The 18,397-nt window shown below is 29.1% G+C and carries 16 protein-coding genes; 8 read left to right on the forward strand and 8 right to left on the reverse strand.

Features of this window, described 5'->3' with window-relative positions:
• The first annotated feature begins 197 nt into the window (after positions 1–197).
• The 5 genes from rny to M2651_RS06345 all read left to right on the forward strand — a co-directional run bounded on the left by rny (position 198) and on the right by M2651_RS06345 (position 4,760).
• Positions 198–1,745, forward strand: a complete 1,548-nt coding sequence (gene rny, locus M2651_RS06325; protein ID WP_252131508.1) for a ribonuclease Y — start codon at positions 198–200, stop codon at positions 1,743–1,745.
• 148 nt (positions 1,746–1,893) lie between these two features.
• A complete protein-coding gene (locus M2651_RS06330) occupies positions 1,894–2,154 on the forward strand; it encodes a stage V sporulation protein S (protein ID WP_252131509.1) in 261 nt (86 codons plus the stop codon).
• Between the two features lie 152 nt (positions 2,155–2,306).
• Entirely contained in the window at positions 2,307–3,137 is an 831-nt protein-coding gene (locus M2651_RS06335; RefSeq protein WP_252131510.1) for a PHP domain-containing protein, read from the forward strand.
• 16 nt (positions 3,138–3,153) lie between these two features.
• Positions 3,154–4,347 (forward strand): pyridoxal phosphate-dependent aminotransferase, encoded by a 1,194-nt coding sequence (locus tag M2651_RS06340; protein WP_252131511.1) that lies wholly within the window; start codon positions 3,154–3,156, stop codon positions 4,345–4,347.
• 152 nt (positions 4,348–4,499) lie between these two features.
• Complete coding sequence (locus M2651_RS06345) at positions 4,500–4,760, forward strand: HPr family phosphocarrier protein (RefSeq protein WP_078681646.1); 261 nt, start codon at positions 4,500–4,502, stop codon at positions 4,758–4,760.
• Positions 4,761–4,790: 30 nt separating this feature from the next.
• Here M2651_RS06345 and M2651_RS06350 read toward each other — a convergent pair whose 3' ends face one another.
• Positions 4,791–5,006 (reverse strand): DUF378 domain-containing protein, encoded by a 216-nt coding sequence (locus tag M2651_RS06350; RefSeq protein ID WP_252131512.1) that lies wholly within the window; start codon positions 5,004–5,006, stop codon positions 4,791–4,793.
• Positions 5,007–5,181: 175 nt separating this feature from the next.
• Between M2651_RS06350 and purB the strand changes: the two genes are divergently transcribed.
• Positions 5,182–6,612 carry an adenylosuccinate lyase gene (gene purB, locus M2651_RS06355; RefSeq protein ID WP_252131513.1) on the forward strand — a complete coding sequence of 477 codons (1,431 nt, stop codon included), beginning with the start codon at positions 5,182–5,184 and terminating at the stop codon, positions 6,610–6,612.
• A gap of 802 nt (positions 6,613–7,414) precedes the next feature.
• A complete protein-coding gene (locus tag M2651_RS06360; RefSeq protein ID WP_252131533.1) occupies positions 7,415–8,398 on the forward strand; it encodes a tyrosine recombinase XerC in 984 nt (327 codons plus the stop codon).
• Positions 8,399–8,429: 31 nt separating this feature from the next.
• Here M2651_RS06360 and M2651_RS06365 read toward each other — a convergent pair whose 3' ends face one another.
• The gene (locus tag M2651_RS06365) at positions 8,430–8,789 is read right to left on the reverse strand and encodes a hypothetical protein (RefSeq protein WP_252131514.1); all 360 of its coding nucleotides are present in this window, start codon (positions 8,787–8,789) and stop codon (positions 8,430–8,432) included.
• Positions 8,790–8,967: 178 nt separating this feature from the next.
• Between M2651_RS06365 and lexA the strand changes: the two genes are divergently transcribed.
• Positions 8,968–9,549 (forward strand): transcriptional repressor LexA, encoded by a 582-nt coding sequence (gene lexA / locus M2651_RS06370; RefSeq protein ID WP_252131534.1) that lies wholly within the window; start codon positions 8,968–8,970, stop codon positions 9,547–9,549.
• Between the two features lie 65 nt (positions 9,550–9,614).
• Here lexA and M2651_RS06375 read toward each other — a convergent pair whose 3' ends face one another.
• From M2651_RS06375 to miaB, 6 genes are all read right to left on the reverse strand, one after another.
• Positions 9,615–10,904 (reverse strand): methionine gamma-lyase family protein, encoded by a 1,290-nt coding sequence (locus tag M2651_RS06375; RefSeq protein WP_252131515.1) that lies wholly within the window; start codon positions 10,902–10,904, stop codon positions 9,615–9,617.
• Positions 10,905–11,017: 113 nt separating this feature from the next.
• Complete coding sequence (gene hfq, locus M2651_RS06380; RefSeq protein ID WP_252131516.1) at positions 11,018–11,266, reverse strand: RNA chaperone Hfq; 249 nt, start codon at positions 11,264–11,266, stop codon at positions 11,018–11,020.
• A gap of 70 nt (positions 11,267–11,336) precedes the next feature.
• Complete coding sequence (miaA, locus tag M2651_RS06385; RefSeq protein WP_252131517.1) at positions 11,337–12,275, reverse strand: tRNA (adenosine(37)-N6)-dimethylallyltransferase MiaA; 939 nt, start codon at positions 12,273–12,275, stop codon at positions 11,337–11,339.
• A gap of 34 nt (positions 12,276–12,309) precedes the next feature.
• Positions 12,310–14,160: a DNA mismatch repair endonuclease MutL gene (gene mutL / locus M2651_RS06390; protein ID WP_252131518.1), complete on the reverse strand. Its 1,851-nt coding sequence runs from the start codon at positions 14,158–14,160 to the stop codon at positions 12,310–12,312.
• Between the two features lie 17 nt (positions 14,161–14,177).
• Entirely contained in the window at positions 14,178–16,820 is a 2,643-nt protein-coding gene (gene mutS / locus M2651_RS06395) for a DNA mismatch repair protein MutS (protein WP_252131519.1), read from the reverse strand.
• Between the two features lie 60 nt (positions 16,821–16,880).
• Entirely contained in the window at positions 16,881–18,212 is a 1,332-nt protein-coding gene (gene miaB / locus M2651_RS06400) for a tRNA (N6-isopentenyl adenosine(37)-C2)-methylthiotransferase MiaB (protein WP_252131520.1), read from the reverse strand.
• Between the last annotated feature and the right edge of the window lie 185 nt (positions 18,213–18,397).

Consider the following 18,397-nt stretch of genomic DNA (forward strand, 5'->3'; position numbering starts at 1 on the left):
TCAATTACTTAATTTTTCATGCTTCAGCTTTGATAGACTATTTATTGACTTGACACTATAATAAAACTAATATAAAATAGAATACAAATACTGGTTTAGCATATTCAAATTATTGCCAATTGAATAAATATAACACCTTTTCTAAGCTTTTATATTACAATTTTCATTTATGCAAAAGAAGCAAAGGAGGTGTTAATATGACACAAGAAAGTTTTATTTTTGTAATTGGCGTTTTAATTGCTGCTGCAGTGGTTTTAGCTACTGTAGTATATGTAAGAAAAAATATATCTCAAGCAAAAGTTTCACAAGCTGAAGAAGAAGCTAAAAGAATTATTGAAGAATCCATTAAAAAAGCAGAATCATTAAAGAAAGAAGCTGTTCTTGAAGCAAAAGAAGAAGTTCATAAACTCAGAACAGATTTTGAAAAAGAGTCTAGAGATAGAAGAAATGAAATTCAAAGACTCGAAAGAAGATTGATTCAACGCGAAGAGTTATTGGATAAGAAAAGTGATACCATTGAAAAAAGAGATGAAAACCTTAATAAAAAGCAGCAAGAAATTCAAGCTTTAGAACAGGAAGTACAAGAACTTTATTTAAAGCAAAGAAATGAGCTTGAGAGGTTATCTGGCCTAACATCAGAAGAAGCTAAGCAAATTCTGTTAGATGAAGTCAGAAAAGAAATTAAACATGACGCAGCCATGTTAGTAAAAGAAGTAGAAAGTAAGGCGAAAGAAGAAGCTGATAAAAAAGCAAGAGAAATTATTACTTGTGCTATTCAAAGATGTGCAGCAGATCATGTAGCGGAAACTACAGTACATGTTGTTGCTTTACCTAATGATGAAATGAAAGGTAGAATTATAGGAAGAGAAGGAAGAAACATCCGAACGCTTGAAACTCTCACGGGTATAGATTTAATTATTGATGATACTCCAGAGGCGGTAATTCTTTCTGGTTTTGATCCTATAAGAAGGGAAGTAGCTCGAATAGCTTTAGAAAAATTAATTGTAGATGGAAGAATCCATCCAGCAAGAATTGAAGAAATGGTTGAAAAAGCTAAAAAAGAAGTTGAAAACCATATTAAAGAGGAAGGCGAACAAGCCACATTCGAAACAGGTATACATGGTCTTAATTCTGAGTTAATAAAGCTCCTTGGAAGATTAAAGTATAGAACTAGTTATGGCCAAAATGTATTAAAGCATTCTATTGAAGTTGCTTATTTATCTGGTTTAATGGCTGCTGAATTAGGATTGGATGTTTCGATAGCTAAGAGAGCTGGATTACTTCATGATATTGGGAAAGCTGTAGATCATGAAGTAGAAGGTCCACATGCTATTATTGGAGCAGATTTAGCAAAAAAATATCATGAATCACCTATTATAGTTAATGCTATTGGTGCTCATCATGGTGATGTAGAATTCTTATCTTTAGAAGCAGTTCTTGTTCAAGCGGCAGACGCTATTTCAGCTGCAAGACCTGGAGCAAGAAGAGAAACCTTAGAGGCGTATATTAAGAGGTTAGAAAAATTAGAGGAAATTGCAAACTTATATGAAGGCGTTGATAAGTCATATGCTATTCAAGCAGGAAGAGAAATAAGAATAATGGTTAAACCTGATGAAGTTGATGATGCAGGTGCTATTGAGTTAGCTAGAAATATTGTTAAAAAAATAGAAAATGAGTTGGAATATCCTGGTCAGATTAAAGTTAATGTCATTAGGGAAACCCGTTCTATTGAATACGCAAAATAGATAGTTAAGCTACTGATTTTTGTCAGTAGCTTATATTATAATATTAAAAATTTTTTAGACAAATAAAAGGATTTTTATATTTAATGTAGAATATTATAGTTAATATGCAAAAATTATTGTAGTTCTTATTTTTAGGAGGATAGTTATCATGGAAGTATTAAAAGTTTCAGCAAAATCTAATCTAAATTCTGTAGCAGGAGCTTTAGCAGGTGTATTAAGAGAAAATGGTACTGTGGAAATTCAAGCTATTGGAGCTGGTGCAATTAATCAAGCTATAAAATCAGTAGCGATAGCTAGAGGTTTTGTAGCTCCTAGCGGAATTGACTTAATCTGCATTCCTGCATTTACAGATATACAAATTGAAGGTGAGAATAGAACTGCTATAAAGCTTATAGTCCAATCAAGATAAGTTTCGAAGGCACTTGATTTCATAATTGTTTAAACAATATTATTGTATTCTGTACATATAAATAAAAAGTATTTATAATAGGTATACTAAAGTATATATTTTAATTATTAATTTATCTTAATATTTTATTTTAATAAAAATAGGTGTTTAATATGCAGTTTTCAGATTTACATATTCATTCAAGATACTCTGATGGAATGTTATGGCCAGAAAAAATAATAAGTATTGCTAGTAAAAAGAAAATAAAATGTATATCTATTACAGATCATGATACAATCGACTCTCAGCATAATGTTTCAGTGTTAGGAGAGAAATTTAATGTGATTGTAGTGCCAGGATTAGAACTTAGTACTGAATACAAAGAAAGAGAAATTCATATTTTAGGATATTTTATAAATATACATAATGAAAATTTAAAAAAAACATTGACTAAAATAAAAGAAAGTCGAATTTTTAGAGCTAAAGAAATTATTAATAGATTAAATAAAATAAATATACATATTAATTTTGAAGATATATATAGGGATGAAGTATCTATAGGTAGACCTCATATTGCTAACGCTTTAGTTAGTGCTGGTTATGCAAATAATATGCGTGAGGCTTTTCATCAATATTTAATAAAAGGAAGACCAGAATATGTTGATAGATATAAAATCCATTATAAGGATGCCTTAAGATTAATAAGTGAATGTAATGGTTTATCGGTACTAGCTCATCCGGGGGAAATTTATAAAGGTATTTCTATTGAAGAAATAATAAAAGAATTCAAGGTTTATGGACTTAAAGGAATTGAAGTATTCCATCCCTCTCATACATCAAAACAAATAAATGATTATTATAATTTAGCCAAAAAATATTCGCTTGTAATAACTGGTGGAAGCGATTGTCATGGTGTAATGCATGATAATGAACTGCTTATGGGAAGTGTTGGTATAGATGAGAAGCTAACCAATAAATTCTTAAGTTTAAAATTCAACAAATAAATCGGAGGAATTTAGTATGATTTTTTCAAAAAAAGCAGAACAAATATCGCCGTCTATTACTTTATCAATAGATGCAAAAGCTAAAGCAATGAAAGCACAAGGAATTGATGTTATAGGTTTCGGAGCAGGGGAACCTGATTTTAATACTCCAATTAATATTCAACAAGCGGCAATTGATGCAATAAAAAATGGGTTTACTAAGTATACTGCAGCATCTGGAATTAAAGAATTAAAAGATGCTATTATAAATAAATTCAAAATAGATAATAACTTAATTTATTCTTCCTCGCAAATTATCGTTTCAACAGGAGCAAAACAGTGCTTATCTAATGCCTTTCAATCAATTTTAAATCCTGGAGATGAAGTGATTATTCCTATTCCATATTGGGTAAGTTACCCTGAATTAGTAAAACTGTCCGATGGTGTGCCAGTTTTCGTTGAAACTGATGAAAAGAATTTTTTTAAGTATACTATTGAATCTTTACAAAGGGTATTAACGAATAAAAGCAAAGTGTTATTATTAAATAGTCCTAGTAATCCGACAGGGACTGTATATTCTAAAGAGGAATTACATGCTTTAGCAGAATTTGCAAGAGAAAATGATTTAATTATTATCTCAGATGAAATTTATGAAAAACTTATTTATGGTGAAGAAAAACATATAAGTATAGCATCCATATCAGAAGATGCTTATAATAGAACCATAGTAATAAATGGAGTATCTAAATCTTATGCTATGACTGGTTGGAGAATTGGTTATGCAGCTTGTGGTAATGAAAAAATTGCTAAATTGATGTCTAATATTCAAAGTCATACTACTTCGAATCCGAACTCCATAGCTCAATATGCTGCAGTAGAAGCTTTAACGGGTCCTCAAGATACTATTGAATATATGATTAAAGAGTTTAAATCTAGAAGAGACTATATGGTAGATAGAATAAACAGTATGAAATATATATCTTGTATAAAGCCAAGCGGTGCTTTTTACGTAATGATTAATATTACTGATTTATTAGATAAAAAAGTTGATGGAAACATTATAGAAAATTCATTAAATTTTTCAAGTATTCTATTAGAAAAGGAAAAAGTAGCTGTTGTTCCTGGAAGTGCATTCGGAGTTGATAATTATATTAGGTTATCTTATGCTACATCTATAAAGAATATTGAAATTGGATTAGATAGATTAGAGCATTTTTTAAATAATTTATAATAAGACAAAAATTAAATAATTTCTTAAAATAAAATTACAAAAAACTCTTATAACATTTAATTAAAATAATGAATTTATCATTGTATTATATTCAAAAAATGCTATAATATTAATGATAGTTTAATAATATTATGTGTAGAGGTGATATAAAATTGGTAACTAAAGAAGTGTTAGTTAAAAATTCAACAGGATTACATGCTAGACCAGCAACTTTATTAGTTAAGAAAGCATCATCCTTTAAATCAGACGTAAGTATAGAATTTAACGGAAGAAAGGCTAATGTTAAAAGTCTAATAGGCGTTTTATCATTAGGTGTTACAAAAAACTCCACAGTTAAAGTTATAGCTTCTGGAGATGATGAAAATTTAGCAGTTGAAGAAATTGTTAAATTAATAGATTCTTTAGAGGAATAAATAAAAGGCTCAGATATTTGAGCCTTTTATTTATATTTTACTTTTTCTTGCTTTAAACAAGAATAGTACCATATCAATTCCTGCAACTCCAATTATTATATAAATGATTCTTGATAGTATTTGAAGACTTGTTCCAAATATAAGTTGCACTAAGTCAATATTTAGTAATCCGTATAATCCCCAATTTAGAGCTCCTATAATTACTAATAAAAAAGATATTTTATCCAAAACGCTTAGTTTGTACATATTTCCTCCTTGAATATATAATGTTTATAGTAAATTATATTGTTTGTTTGTTTGAATAAGAACTATAGTAATAAATTTAACTTAAAAACGAACAAAAATGTATTTTAATTATATAAATGTATGATATAATATGAATGATTAGTAATGATAAACTATTTATATACGGAGGTTCTTTATGAGAGATACTTATAATACACCACTAAACACAAGATATGCTTCAAAAGAAATGTCTTACTTATTTTCAGACGAAATGAAATTTAAAACTTGGAGAAAACTCTGGGTTGCTTTAGCAGAATGTGAAAAAGAATTAGGTTTAAATATCACCGATGAACAAATAGAAGAATTAAGAAAAAATATAGATAATATCAATTATGAAGAAGCTGAAAAAAGAGAAAGAATAACAAGACATGATGTAATGAGTCATGTTTATGCTTATGGTCTTCAATGTCCAGCTGCTAAAGGAATAATACATTTAGGTGCTACTAGTTGTTATGTTGGTGATAATACAGACTTAATTATAATGAGAGAGGGTTTATATTTAATCAAAAAAAAGCTAATAAAAGTATTGAATAATCTTTCTAAATTTGCGTTAAAATATAAAGATTTACCAACTCTAGGATTTACGCATTTTCAACCTGCTCAATTAACTACTGTAGGTAAAAGAGCTACACTTTGGATGCAGGATCTTCTAATGGATTTAGAAAATTTAGATTTTGTAATAGAAAAAATGAAATTTAGAGGGGTAAAGGGAACAACAGGAACTCAAGCAAGTTTTATGGAGTTATTTGATGGTAATGAAGAAGCAGTGAAAAAATTAGATATACTTGTAACAGAAAAAATGGGATTTAAAGATAGATTTCCTGTTACTGGGCAAACATATCCTAGAAAAGTAGACTCTATAATATTAAATACTTTATCAGAAATTGCTCAAAGTGCATATAAATTTAGCAATGATTTGCGTCTTCTTCAAAGCATGAAGGAAATGGAAGAACCTTTTGAAAAAAATCAGATTGGATCTTCCGCAATGGCTTACAAGAGAAACCCGATGAGAAGTGAAAGAATGAGTGCTCTCTGCAGATATATAATAGTAGATTCAATTAATCCAGCCATTACAGCAGCTACACAATGGTTTGAGAGAACACTTGATGATTCTGCCAATAAAAGATTAGCAGTACCAGAAGCTTTTCTTGCACTTGATGGTGTTTTGAATTTATATATTAATATTACTAGTAATATGGTAGTATATGAGAAGATTATAAAAGCCCACATAGATAATGAATTACCATTTATGGCTACAGAAAATATTTTAATGGAAGCAGTGAAAAAGGGTGGAGATAGACAAGAATTACATGAAAGAATTAGGATGCATTCTATGGAAGCGGCAAGACGAGTAAAGGAATTAGGGTTAAATAATGATTTGCTTCAGAGAATATCAAATGATCCAGCGTTTAATATGACTGATAAGGAAATATCTTCGATTTTATGTCCTGAAAAATTCGTAGGGAGAGCACCAAGTCAAGTTGTTGAATTTATCGAAAACTATATTAATCCAATTTTAGAGGAAAATGCTTCTTCAATTGATATAGAAGCAAAAGTAGAACTTTAGGAGAATTTATATTCTCCTTTTTTATTTTTCAAAGCAAAAATTACATAATAATGTAAAAAACTTATTTGTTTGCATCCTACCGAAAATATTATACCCCGTATACGTATTTAAAACTCTATATAAAGGTCATAGCTCGAGTATAACATCATTGATATACCCTAGCATCAAATCTGGGAAATAATTAATTTAAAAGCCGTTAGTAAGTTATCAATTTTTAGCTTCTAAAAATATTTAACTATATTTTTATTATTTAGTATGTCTTAGAAAAGTAAGTTGTAATTAAGCGACTTGTAAATTATTAAATATTATTAATTTATAACAATATCTAAATTAATATAAGCTTTAACCCTTCTTAAAACTCGATTTAAAATTTCGCTAAATATACATTTAGTGAAATTTCGCTTTACTAGCGAAATTAAATAAAGTATAATAATAGGAGGGGGTGGTAATTTTTATGAAAAATAGATATGAAATAATTACATACACGGATAATGATAAAAAAATATTAGATAATACAGTGTTAACAGAGGAAGATAAGCTTATAATAAATAATTTAAAATTAGAGTTTAAAGCAAAACCTTATTCATCAGTAATAGAAGATCTTTACAAGTTTCATAAAAATAATTATTCTACTTCTGATATAGCTTATATATTTAAAGTTAGCATCAGGCAGATACAAAATATTTTTAAAGAATTAGGAATTAATAGAAATAGATATGAAGCTCAAAAAATAGCAGGAAATAAAAAAGCTCAGAAAAGAAAAAAGGTTAAAATTTTGAAGATTGCTTCAACTGATGATTATATAAACGAAAATTATACAAGCTTTCAAAATAATAACATTCCTGAGCGACTAAGAGAGTTTTTAAATTATTTATTAGTAATAAGAGGTAAATCTCTTAATACTGTAGAAGGCTATAAGATAGATCTGATTATGTTTTTTAGGTTTTTAAAGCTTTATAAAGAATTATGCGGTAAAAACATTAACTTCAGTGATATAATTATTAATGATGTTGATGATAATTTTATAAGAAGTATAAAGCTGCCCGATTTATATGCTTTTTTATCTTTTGTTGAAAACAGAAGAAACAATACCTCCTACACAAGAGCTAGAAAAGTTGCTGCTATAAAATCCTTTTTCAAGTATCTTTATTCTAAAACAAGGATTTTATATGAAAACCCTGCTTCTGATCTAGAGTCTCCTAAAATCAGTAAAAAAAACCCTATTTATTTAACTCTTAAAGAAAGTAAAAATTTACTTAGCTCTATAGATGAAACCTATAAACATAATAAAAGAGATTTTTGCATTATTACTTTATTTCTTAATTGTGGTCTAAGACTTTCGGAATTATGTAGCATAGATATCTCAAAGATTAAAGGTGACATATTAACAATAGTAGGTAAAGGTAATAAGGAACGTACTGTTTATTTAAATAAAGCTTGTTTAACTGCAATTTCTGATTATATGAATGAACGAAATTGTATTGAAGTTTTGCCTAGAGATAAAGATGCACTTTTTATAAGTGAAAGAAAACGCAGAATTAATAAACGTACTGTTGAACTAATAGTAAAAAAATATATTGAAATTGCAGGGCTTGATAAGTCAAAGTATACACCTCATAAATTAAGACATACAGCAGCAACATTGATGTACAAGCATGGTAATGTAGATATTAGAAGTCTACAAAAAATACTTGGTCATGAAAATATTTCAACCACTCAAATCTACACTCATGTAGATGATGAAAAACTAAGAGAAGCTGTAAATTTAAATCCTTTAAATGAATAAATAAAAAAGAAAAGTAGAAGCAAAGCCTCTTCTACTTTTCTTTTTTATTTATTGAAATAAGTCCTGGAAATTCTTCTAGTACACTTAATTCTTTATCTTCTTCAAATAACTCTTTTAATTCCTTAATATCATCAATATAATCCCACTGTTCACTATCTTCACTTAGGCTTATATTAGCCTGATTATGTATTTTATCAAGATATTCATACTCATTAAATTCAGATTCATCATCAAATATTTCATCAATATTGATAGCTCTCATATCATAACCTTCTAATTCTAAGCATTTACCGCAATTATTACATTTTTTATTAGCATTAAGGTCACAGATAAAACATTCATTGCAATCATTGCAAAGTTTATCGTTATAAAAAATACACGTTTTACTCATATTTCTCACCACCTTTAAAACAAACACTCCTATCGATACTGAAGCAATTATATCAAACTGTTTAAAATAAATCAATATTGCATAGAACACCAGTTTGATATTATTGAAATTATATGTTATAATTTACATAAAGATTGAGAGGTGTTCATTAGTGATAGACGGCAGAAGCAGCAAGCAAATGGAAATTTATGAGTTTATGAAAAACTATGTATTGGATAAAGGTTATCCACCTTCTGTAAGAGAAATTTGTGAAGCAGTAGGACTAAAATCCACTTCAACAGTTCATGGTCACTTGGAAAGATTAGAAAAAAAAGGCTTAATCAAAAGAGATCCTACTAAACCTAGAGCGATAGAACTCATTAAAGATAGTGTTACTAAAAGAGAAATAATTGATATACCTATTGTAGGTAAAATAACCGCAGGACAGCCTATACTTGCTGTAGAAAATATTGAAGATACTTTTTCTATTCCGTTAAATTATGTTAAGAGCAATAAAGAACTATTCATTTTAAATGTTTCCGGAGAAAGTATGATTGAGGCTGGTATTCTAGATGGTGATTTAGCTATAATAGAAAAGGTAAATGTAGCTGAGAACGGGGAGATAGTTGTAGCACTAATTGAAAATGAAGCTACACTAAAAAGATTTTTTAAAGAAAAGGATTATATAAGACTTCAACCAGAAAACAGTACAATGAGTCCAATTATTGTTAAAGACTGTCAAATTCTTGGCAGATTAGTAGGAATATATAGAACATATTAATTTTTATATTTATTAGTTTATTAAAAAAGAAGGAAAGTTAGTAGTTCCTTCTTTTTTAATAAATATTATATTTGTTCTAAAATTTTTGCTAATGATATTAAAATACCGGTCTTTGCATGATCAAAAGTAAGTCCTCCCTGTAAATAAGCTATATAAGGTTCTCTTATAGGGGCATCAGCAGATAATTCTATAGAGGCTCCCTGTATAAAAGCACCTGCAGCCATTATAACTTGATCATCATAACCTGGCATATCCCAAGGTTCACATTGAACAAAAGAATCTATTGGCGAGCCTGCCTGTATTCCCTTACAGAAGTTAATTAATTTGTTTTTATCATTGAATTTTATAGCTTGTATAATATCGCTTCTTTTATCGTTATATTTAGGAAGTACTTCAAATCCTGCAAGCTCCATAATCCTTGAGCAAAAAATAGCGCCCTTAACAGCTTCTATGGCTACATGAGGAGCAAAAAACAAACCTTGGTATAAAAGTCTCATTACTCCAAAGGTTGAACCGCATTCCCCTCCTATTCCAGGAATTGTAAGCCTATACGCTGCCTGTTCTACATACTTTTCTTTTCCAGCTATATATCCTCCTGTAGGAGCTATACCACCACCGATATTTTTTATAAGAGAGCCCGCTATTAAATCAGCGCCTACATCAGTTGGTTCTAATTTATCAATAAATTCTCCATAACAGTTGTCCACAAAACAAATTACATTAGGTTTAATATTTTTAATAAATTTTATTATATCTCTTATTTCGGATATCATTAAAGAGTTTCTCCACCCATAGCCTGTAGAACGTTGAATATGTATTAATTTAATAGTATCATCCTCTTCTAGCTGCTTTTTAATAGCAATTAAATCAACTTTACCTTCATTATTTAAATCTACTTGCTTATATATAATTCCATATTCCCTTAAGGAACCGATATTTTTTCCTTCTTTTATCCCAATAATATTATGCAATGTATCATAAGGAGTTCCACAAATAGATAACATAGTATCTTTTGGTCTAAGATTTCCAAATAAAGCAGCTCCTATAGCATGGGTTCCGTTTACAAAATGAGGTCTTACTAAAGAACTTTCACAGTTGAAAATTCTTGCATATACTTTATCTAAAGCATCTCTGCCTATATCTCCATAGCCATAGCCGGTAGAATTAGTAAAATGAGCATCGCTTATTCTTTCTTCTTGCAGTGCATTAAGAACCTTCAACTGATTATATTCTCTTATGTTGTCATAGTATTTAAATTCATCTTCTACATCGGTCATAGCATCATTGTACAACTTGAGTACTGTATCATTAATTTTATATTTATTCTTTAAGAATTCTTTCGTAATATCGAGCATCTTGTTACCTCCTAGAAAAAGCAATAAGTACCTTAATATAAACACTAAATAATATTAACACATAAAAAAAGAATAGGCAATTAATTACCTAATCTTTTTAATTGATATAAAAACTATACTAATTCTTCTTCCCCACCTTGATTGTTAAATAAAATTGGCTTTAAAGGTGTTATTGTAGATATAGCATGTTTATAAATAAGCATTTGTTTACCTTCACAATCTAAAACAACTGTAAAACTGTCGAAGCCTTTCACGTTTCCTCTTATTTGAAAACCATTTGTCAAATATATGGTTACAGGTATCTTTCCTTTCCTTGCTCCATTTAAAAATATGTCCTGTAGATTATTTGTTGTTTTGTTCATTATGTTCCCCTCCAAGTATTATTTGTATAAATTAAATATTCTATAATTATTGTAAAATTCCTTTATAATTTTATAAATTCTTTAATTCATCTATTTTATTTATTATATATTCAACGATCTCACCTTCATCATTAAATTTATCTTTGTCTATCCAGATAGCTCTATTATCTTTTTTAAACCAAGTTATCTGTCTTTTAGCATAGTTTCTGCTTCCCTGTTTTATCATATCAACTGCCTCTTCTAGCTTTATTTTTCCTTCTAAATAAGAGAGTATTTCCTTATATCCTATTCCTTTCATAGACTGCATATTTGAATTATATCCACTTTCTTTTAGTTTAATAACTTCATCTATAAGCCCATTTTCTATCATCATATCTACTCTTTTATTTATTCTGCTATACAGCTTTGCTCTATCCATGTTAAGTACAAAATAAAAGATTCTATAAGGAATGTTGAATATATCTTCATTTTTACTGAATTCACTGATAGTTGTTCCGGTAAGCTTATATACTTCAAGAGCTCTTATAACTCGCTTCAAGTCATTAGAATACAATCTGTTATAAGATTCAATATCTACCTCTTTAAGCATATTGTGCACATATTCTTTGCCATGTTCCAAAGCAAGTTTTTCAAGATAAGCTCTATAGTCTTCATCTTTATTAGCTTGAGTAAAACCATAATTATATATAATCGAATTTATATACAAACCAGTACCGCCCACCAGCATAGGAAACTTGCCTTTAGATGATATATCATCAATTGCTTTGCAGGCCAATTTTTTAAACTCTGCTACACTGAAGTTTTCGCTAGGTTCAACAATATCAATTAAATAGTGAGGTACATTTGACATTTCTTCTTTGGTTATTTTTGCTGAACCTATATCCATATATTTATAAATCTGCATGGAATCAGCTGAAATTATCTCACCATTTATTCTTTTAGCTAACTCAATAGATATAGAGGTTTTCCCTACCGCCGTTGGACCAGCTAATATTAATAAATCTTTCATAGTGTTTTTCTCCTTTCTATAACGGGATTGATTATTATATCCTTTTAAACCTCTTTTCAATTTCATTTAAAGTTATTTTAATAATTGTAGGTCTTCCATGAGGACAAGTAAAAGGATTATTAATAAATCTTAGTTTATTAACTAATGATTTCATCTCCAAAATAGAAAGTTTATCGTTTGCTTTTACTGCTGATTTGCAGGCAAGCTTAGCAATTTTATCATATTTTACCTCAGTAGCTTCTCCTGTTCCCATAATCTTAATATTATCAATGATATCAAGAAATAAACTTCTAATACTTATTTCTCCCAGTATTATAGGAACTTCTCTTATACTAATAGTATTTTTTCCAAAAATTTCGATATTAAATCCAGTAGTTTTAAATATTTCTATATTTTCGCTGTAAACTATAAAATTTTCAGTGCTTAACTCTATAACTTCCGGTGCAGCTAGCACTTGAGCAATTACCTGACCGTTTTTTACTTCTTCTATGTACTTTTCAAACAATATTTTCTCATGGGCAGCATGCTGGTCAAGGATATATAACTCCTCCCCATATTGAGCAAGTATATAGGTAGCGTTGAATTGTCCAATTACATTAAGTTCTGGAAACTTTGCTTCTTTATATTCCAAATTAATTTTTGTTGAATTATTCATTTCAGTTTGAATTATAGAGTTCTCCACTAAAAAATCTGCAGATGATTCCTTTAAATAATTATTATTTTCTATTTTAGTGTATGCGACATCTTGTAGACTATTATTGTCTTTAAATAATTTATTATTGAATACATAATTTTCTTTTAAATCTAAAGGAATCTGCACTAAAGTCTTACTGTCAAATTCCTCCGTAGGTTTCATTTCGAAAATATCTTCTGAAGGTATATCAAAGCTGTTGCGTAAGTTTCTACGAATTGCTTCATGCACTGCATCAAAAACTAATTTAAATATAAATCTATCATCTTTAAACTTAATTTCCGATTTTGTAGGATGAACATTCACATCAATAAACTCTGGGAATATATCTAAAAATAGAATAAAAAAAGGAAACCTATTTATTGTTAAAAAAGATTTAAAAGCATTTTCTACTGCAGTAGTAATTAGCTTGTTTTTAATATATCTTTTATTAACATAGATACTTTGATTGTTTCTACTTCCTTTGCTTATCTCTGCATTACCTATATATCCATACACAGATGCCATATCAGAATGATTTTCAAAATACATAATATTTTCCTGTATATTTTTGCCGTAGATAGTTCTAATAGTATCTGTTAAATTACTACTGGCAAATGTAGATAGAACTTTGTTGTTATTATTGAATAGCTTAAAGGATACTGACGGATTAATCAAAGCAAGCCTTTCAACAATATCATTTATAAGTGCAGTTTCCCTTTGAGGAGATTTTAAAAATTTCAACCTAGCAGGTACGTTAAAAAATAAATCTTTTACCTCTATGCAGGTTCCTATATTTATGCCTACATCTTTAATGTAATTTACTTTTCCTCCTGATATAGTAAGCTCTTTTCCATAATCAAATTCTGCAGTTCTGCTTTTAATATTAACTTCTGATACAGCTGCAATACTAGCTAAAGCCTCACCTCTAAAACCAAAGGTATTTACTTTATAAATATCATCTATATATTGTATTTTGCTTGTAGCATGAGGTAAAAATGCTTTTTCTATATCTTCAGGGTGTATCCCATCTCCATCATCTGTAATTTTTATAGATTTTTGGCCGCCTTCTACTATTTCTATCGTTATATTTTTAGCTTGAGCATCTAAACTGTTTTCTACAAGCTCTTTTACTACAGAGAAAGGTCTTTCAACTACCTCTCCTGCAGCAATTTTGTTTGAAGTGTTTATATCCAGTACATTAATTCTCTTCAATTTATCACCTTCGTATATCATAAAGCTTTTGCTCTCTTTATAAATTCGTAAAGCTTATTAAATCCTTCCATTGGAGTAAGGTTTAACACGTCAAGGTTTTTTAAATCTTTTATTAAATTCTCTTTTTCAATATCATTAAAACTAAGCTGTAGAGTTTTATCTTCTTTACTTACAGCTGTTTCTCTTATTTTAGCATTCTGAACCGTAGTATCAATTTTAAATATTTCTGCTTTGTTATCTTTTAAACTGCCTTTTTGTTCAAAAGTTATTAAAAGTTCTTTTGCTCTACTAATAACCTCTTCAGGAAGTCCTGCAAGTTTTGCAACTTCAATTCCATAAGATTGATCTGCTCCTCCTCTTATTATTTTACGAAGAAATACAATATCCTTACCAACCTCTTTAACAGCTACTGAATAATTTTTAACCCCGGATATTAAGCCTTCAAGTCTAGTAAGCTCATGATAGTGTGTAGCAAATAATGTTTTACATTTAATGCTTGTATTATTACATATATGTTCTATAACAGCCCAGGCAATGCTTAAGCCATCATAGGTACTGGTTCCTCTTCCAACTTCGTCTAAAAGAACTAAGGATTTATTTGTAGCGTTTTTAAGTATATTTGATACTTCCCACATTTCAACCATAAAGGTACTTTTACCTGCAGAAAGATCATCTGAAGCTCCAATTCGGGTAAATACTTTGTCACAGATGGAAACATGAGCGGTTTTAGCTGGAACAAAGCTTCCTATTTGAGCCATTATAGTTATAAGGGCGACCTGTCTCATGTAAGTAGATTTACCTGCCATGTTAGGTCCTGTTATTAGTAGTAAATTTTCTTCAGTATTATCTATACTTGTATCATTGGCTACAAAAGTTCCTGTTGAAATCATTTTTTCAACTACTGGGTGTCTTCCTTCTTCTATGAAGATTTTACCGTCTTGCGCAATTTTAGGCTTACAATAATTATATTCTAAAGCTACTAAAGCTAAAGAACAAAAACAATCTAATTCTGCAATATACTTGGCTGTCTCCTTTATTCTATCAACCTGATTTTCAATATTATCTCTTATAGAAACAAAAAGCTCATATTCTAGGATGTTTAGTTTTTCCTCTGCTCCAAGAATTTTTTCTTCCATTTCTTTAAGCTCAGGAGTAATATACCTCTCTGCATTAGCTAAGGTTTGCTTTCTTATATATCTTCCAGCAGGAATTTGTGCTTTATTAGCGTTAGTTATTTCAATATAGTACCCAAATACTTTATTATATCCTACTTTTAAGGACTTTATCCCCGTAACTTCTCTTTCTCTACTTTCAAGTGAAGCTATCCATTCCTTACCGTTAGATTTTGCTTCTCTTAGTTCATCAACATTTGCATTATACCCTTCTTTAATAATATTACCTTCTTTAACTGATACAGCAGGATTATCCATTATTGCTTTATTTAATAAATTATATATATCCCTAAGCTCATCTAAATTTTCATATATATACTTTAACCTTGGGGAATTAAAATATTTTAAGTCATCTTTAAGCTTTGGTAGTTTTTCTATAGAGTTTTTTAAAGAAATTAATTCCTTTGCATTAATACTTTTAGAAGCAAGTTTGCCTACCATTCTTTCTACATCGTAAATTTTGCTTAATGAACTTCTTAAATCTTCCTGAAGAGAGAAGTTTTTTGTAAGCTCATCTACTGCGTCAAGTCTGGCTTCTATTTTGTCCTTGTTGATTAAAGGCTGCTCAATCCATTTTCTTAACTGCCTACCTCCCATAGCTGTACAGGTTTTATCAATAGCCCAAAGTAGCGAACCTTTTTTAGTCTTATCTCTTAAAGATTCTGTAAGCTCTAAATTCCTTCTGGAATTAATATCAATACTTAAAAAATCAACTATATTGTAATATTCAAGACTATCAATATTACACAAATTTATTTTTTGAGTTTCTAAAATATAATTTAATAGTCCATTAGCTGCATTAATCAAACTATTACTAAACTGTCTCATATGAAAATTTGCAAATTGCTTCTGTAAATTTTTAGTTGAATTTTCATAAAAAAATATATCGTTTTTCTTTGTATATAAAATATTAAATCTTTCATTTATTTTCTGTAATAGTACCTCTTCAATATTTTCTTGAACAAGCATTTCTTTTGGTGAATATTTAGATATTTCATCAAGAATAACACTCTCTTGAATGTTAGTGTCAGTACAGTAAAAATCTCCTGTAGAAATGTCTGCAAAACAAATTCCAGCTATATTTGTTTTATAGTCTATATAAAGGCTCATTATAAAATTATTTTTATTATCTTCAAGAAAATCTGAGTCCATGTAAGTTCCTGGAGTTATAATCTTTATTATATCTCTTTTAACTATACCTTTTGCTGTGCTTGGATCTTCAAGCTGCTCACAAATTGCAATTTTATACCCTTTGCTTACAAGTCTTCCAATATAAGAATTTGCTGCGTGGAAAGGTACGCCGCACATAGGAGCTTTTTCTTCTAATCCACAGTCTCTACCTGTAAGTACCAGTTCTAATTCTCTTGAGGCAGTTACTGCATCCTCAAAAAACATCTCATAAAAATCACCAAGTCTAAAAAACAAAATACAATCTTTACATTTTTCTTTAACCTGCAGATATTGCTGCATCATGGGAGTTAATACCATATTATTGCCTCCTGTAGTTTTAAAAAAGCTCTTATAAACAAGAGCTTTTTTATTAAAAAATTAAATTTGTTTACCATTTAAGGAGAAAGATAAAGCTTCAGTAATTTTAACCTTTACCAGTTTTCCTATACTTTCAAAATCTCCTGTAAAGTTAACCAGTTTTCCGGTTCTAGTTCTTCCCATAAGTTTATTCACATCATTCTTGCTAAAACCTTCTACTAGCACCTCAACAACCTTATCTTGATATTCATTATTTTTTTTAGCACATATAATATTTACTTCACTTATAAGTCTATTAAATCTTTCATGTTTAACTTCATCCGGGATTTGTTCCTCCATTTCATCTGCAGGAGTACCTTTACGTTTTGAATATATAAATGTAAAGGCAGAATCATATTCTACTTCCTTAACCAGACTTAGTGTATCCTCAAAATCCTCCTCTGTTTCCCCAGGAAAGCCAACTATTATATCAGTTGTCAATGCTACATTTGGTATGGCTTTTTTAATTCTGTTAACTAAATCCAAGTATTGCTCTCTATTATACTGTCTATTCATCTTTTTTAGCATATTAGTTGAACCAGATTGAACTGGAAGATGAATATGCTCACAAATTTTATCACATTCTGCAATGGTATCTATAAGCTCTTGTGTTAAATCTTTAGGATGTGAAGTCATAAATCTAATTCTTTCAAGTCCTTCAATTTCATTTATTCTTCTTAAAAGTTTTGCAAAATTCATATTTCCTTGAAGATTTTTTCCATAAGAATTAACATTTTGACCAAGTAATGTTACTTCCTTATATCCTTTAGATACTAAATCTTTTATTTCTCTTTCTATATCTTCAGGATTCCTGCTTCTTTCACGACCTCTAACATAAGGTACTATACAGTAAGTACAAAAATTATTACAGCCATACATAATTGTAACAAAAGCTTTTATGGCGCTCTCTCTATCTATTGGTATTCCCTCTACAATTCCTTCTTCCTTATTCATTATTTCTATAATAGATTTTCCTTCTTGTTTAACTCTATTTAAGTACTCAGGAAATTTATAGGAATTATGTGTTCCAAATATAATATCTACAAAAGGATATTTTTTAATTATATTCTCTGCCATTCCTTCCTGCTGCATCATGCAGCCACATACAGCTATAACTAAGTTAGGATTTTTCTTTTTTAAGTTCTTTAATGCCCCTAAGTTTCCGTATACTTTAAGTTCTGCATTTTCTCTAACGCAGCAAGTGTTAAATATAATAATTGATGCTTCTTCCTTTATATCTGTTTTGGTATATCCAAGAGTTTTAAGCATGCCTGACAGTTTCTCTGAATCTTCTTCATTCATCTGGCATCCCCAAGTTTCTATAAAATATTTTAAATTTAGTTCTTTATTCATTATAATTCTCCTTCTAAATGTACATCTATGTCAAAATGTAAGCTTTTATTTTGACATATATCATTAATATTATATATAATTTATGCTAATTTTTAAAGTTTATTTTCTTAAATTAAAATTATTCCTCTATACTAATCTGTAATTTTATAATATAATAGAATGAAATAAAATATATGGAAAATTTC

It is taken from the genome of Clostridium caldaquaticum (genome assembly GCF_023806125.1).
GTDB lineage: Bacteria > Bacillota > Clostridia > Clostridiales > Clostridiaceae > Clostridium_AT > Clostridium_AT caldaquaticum.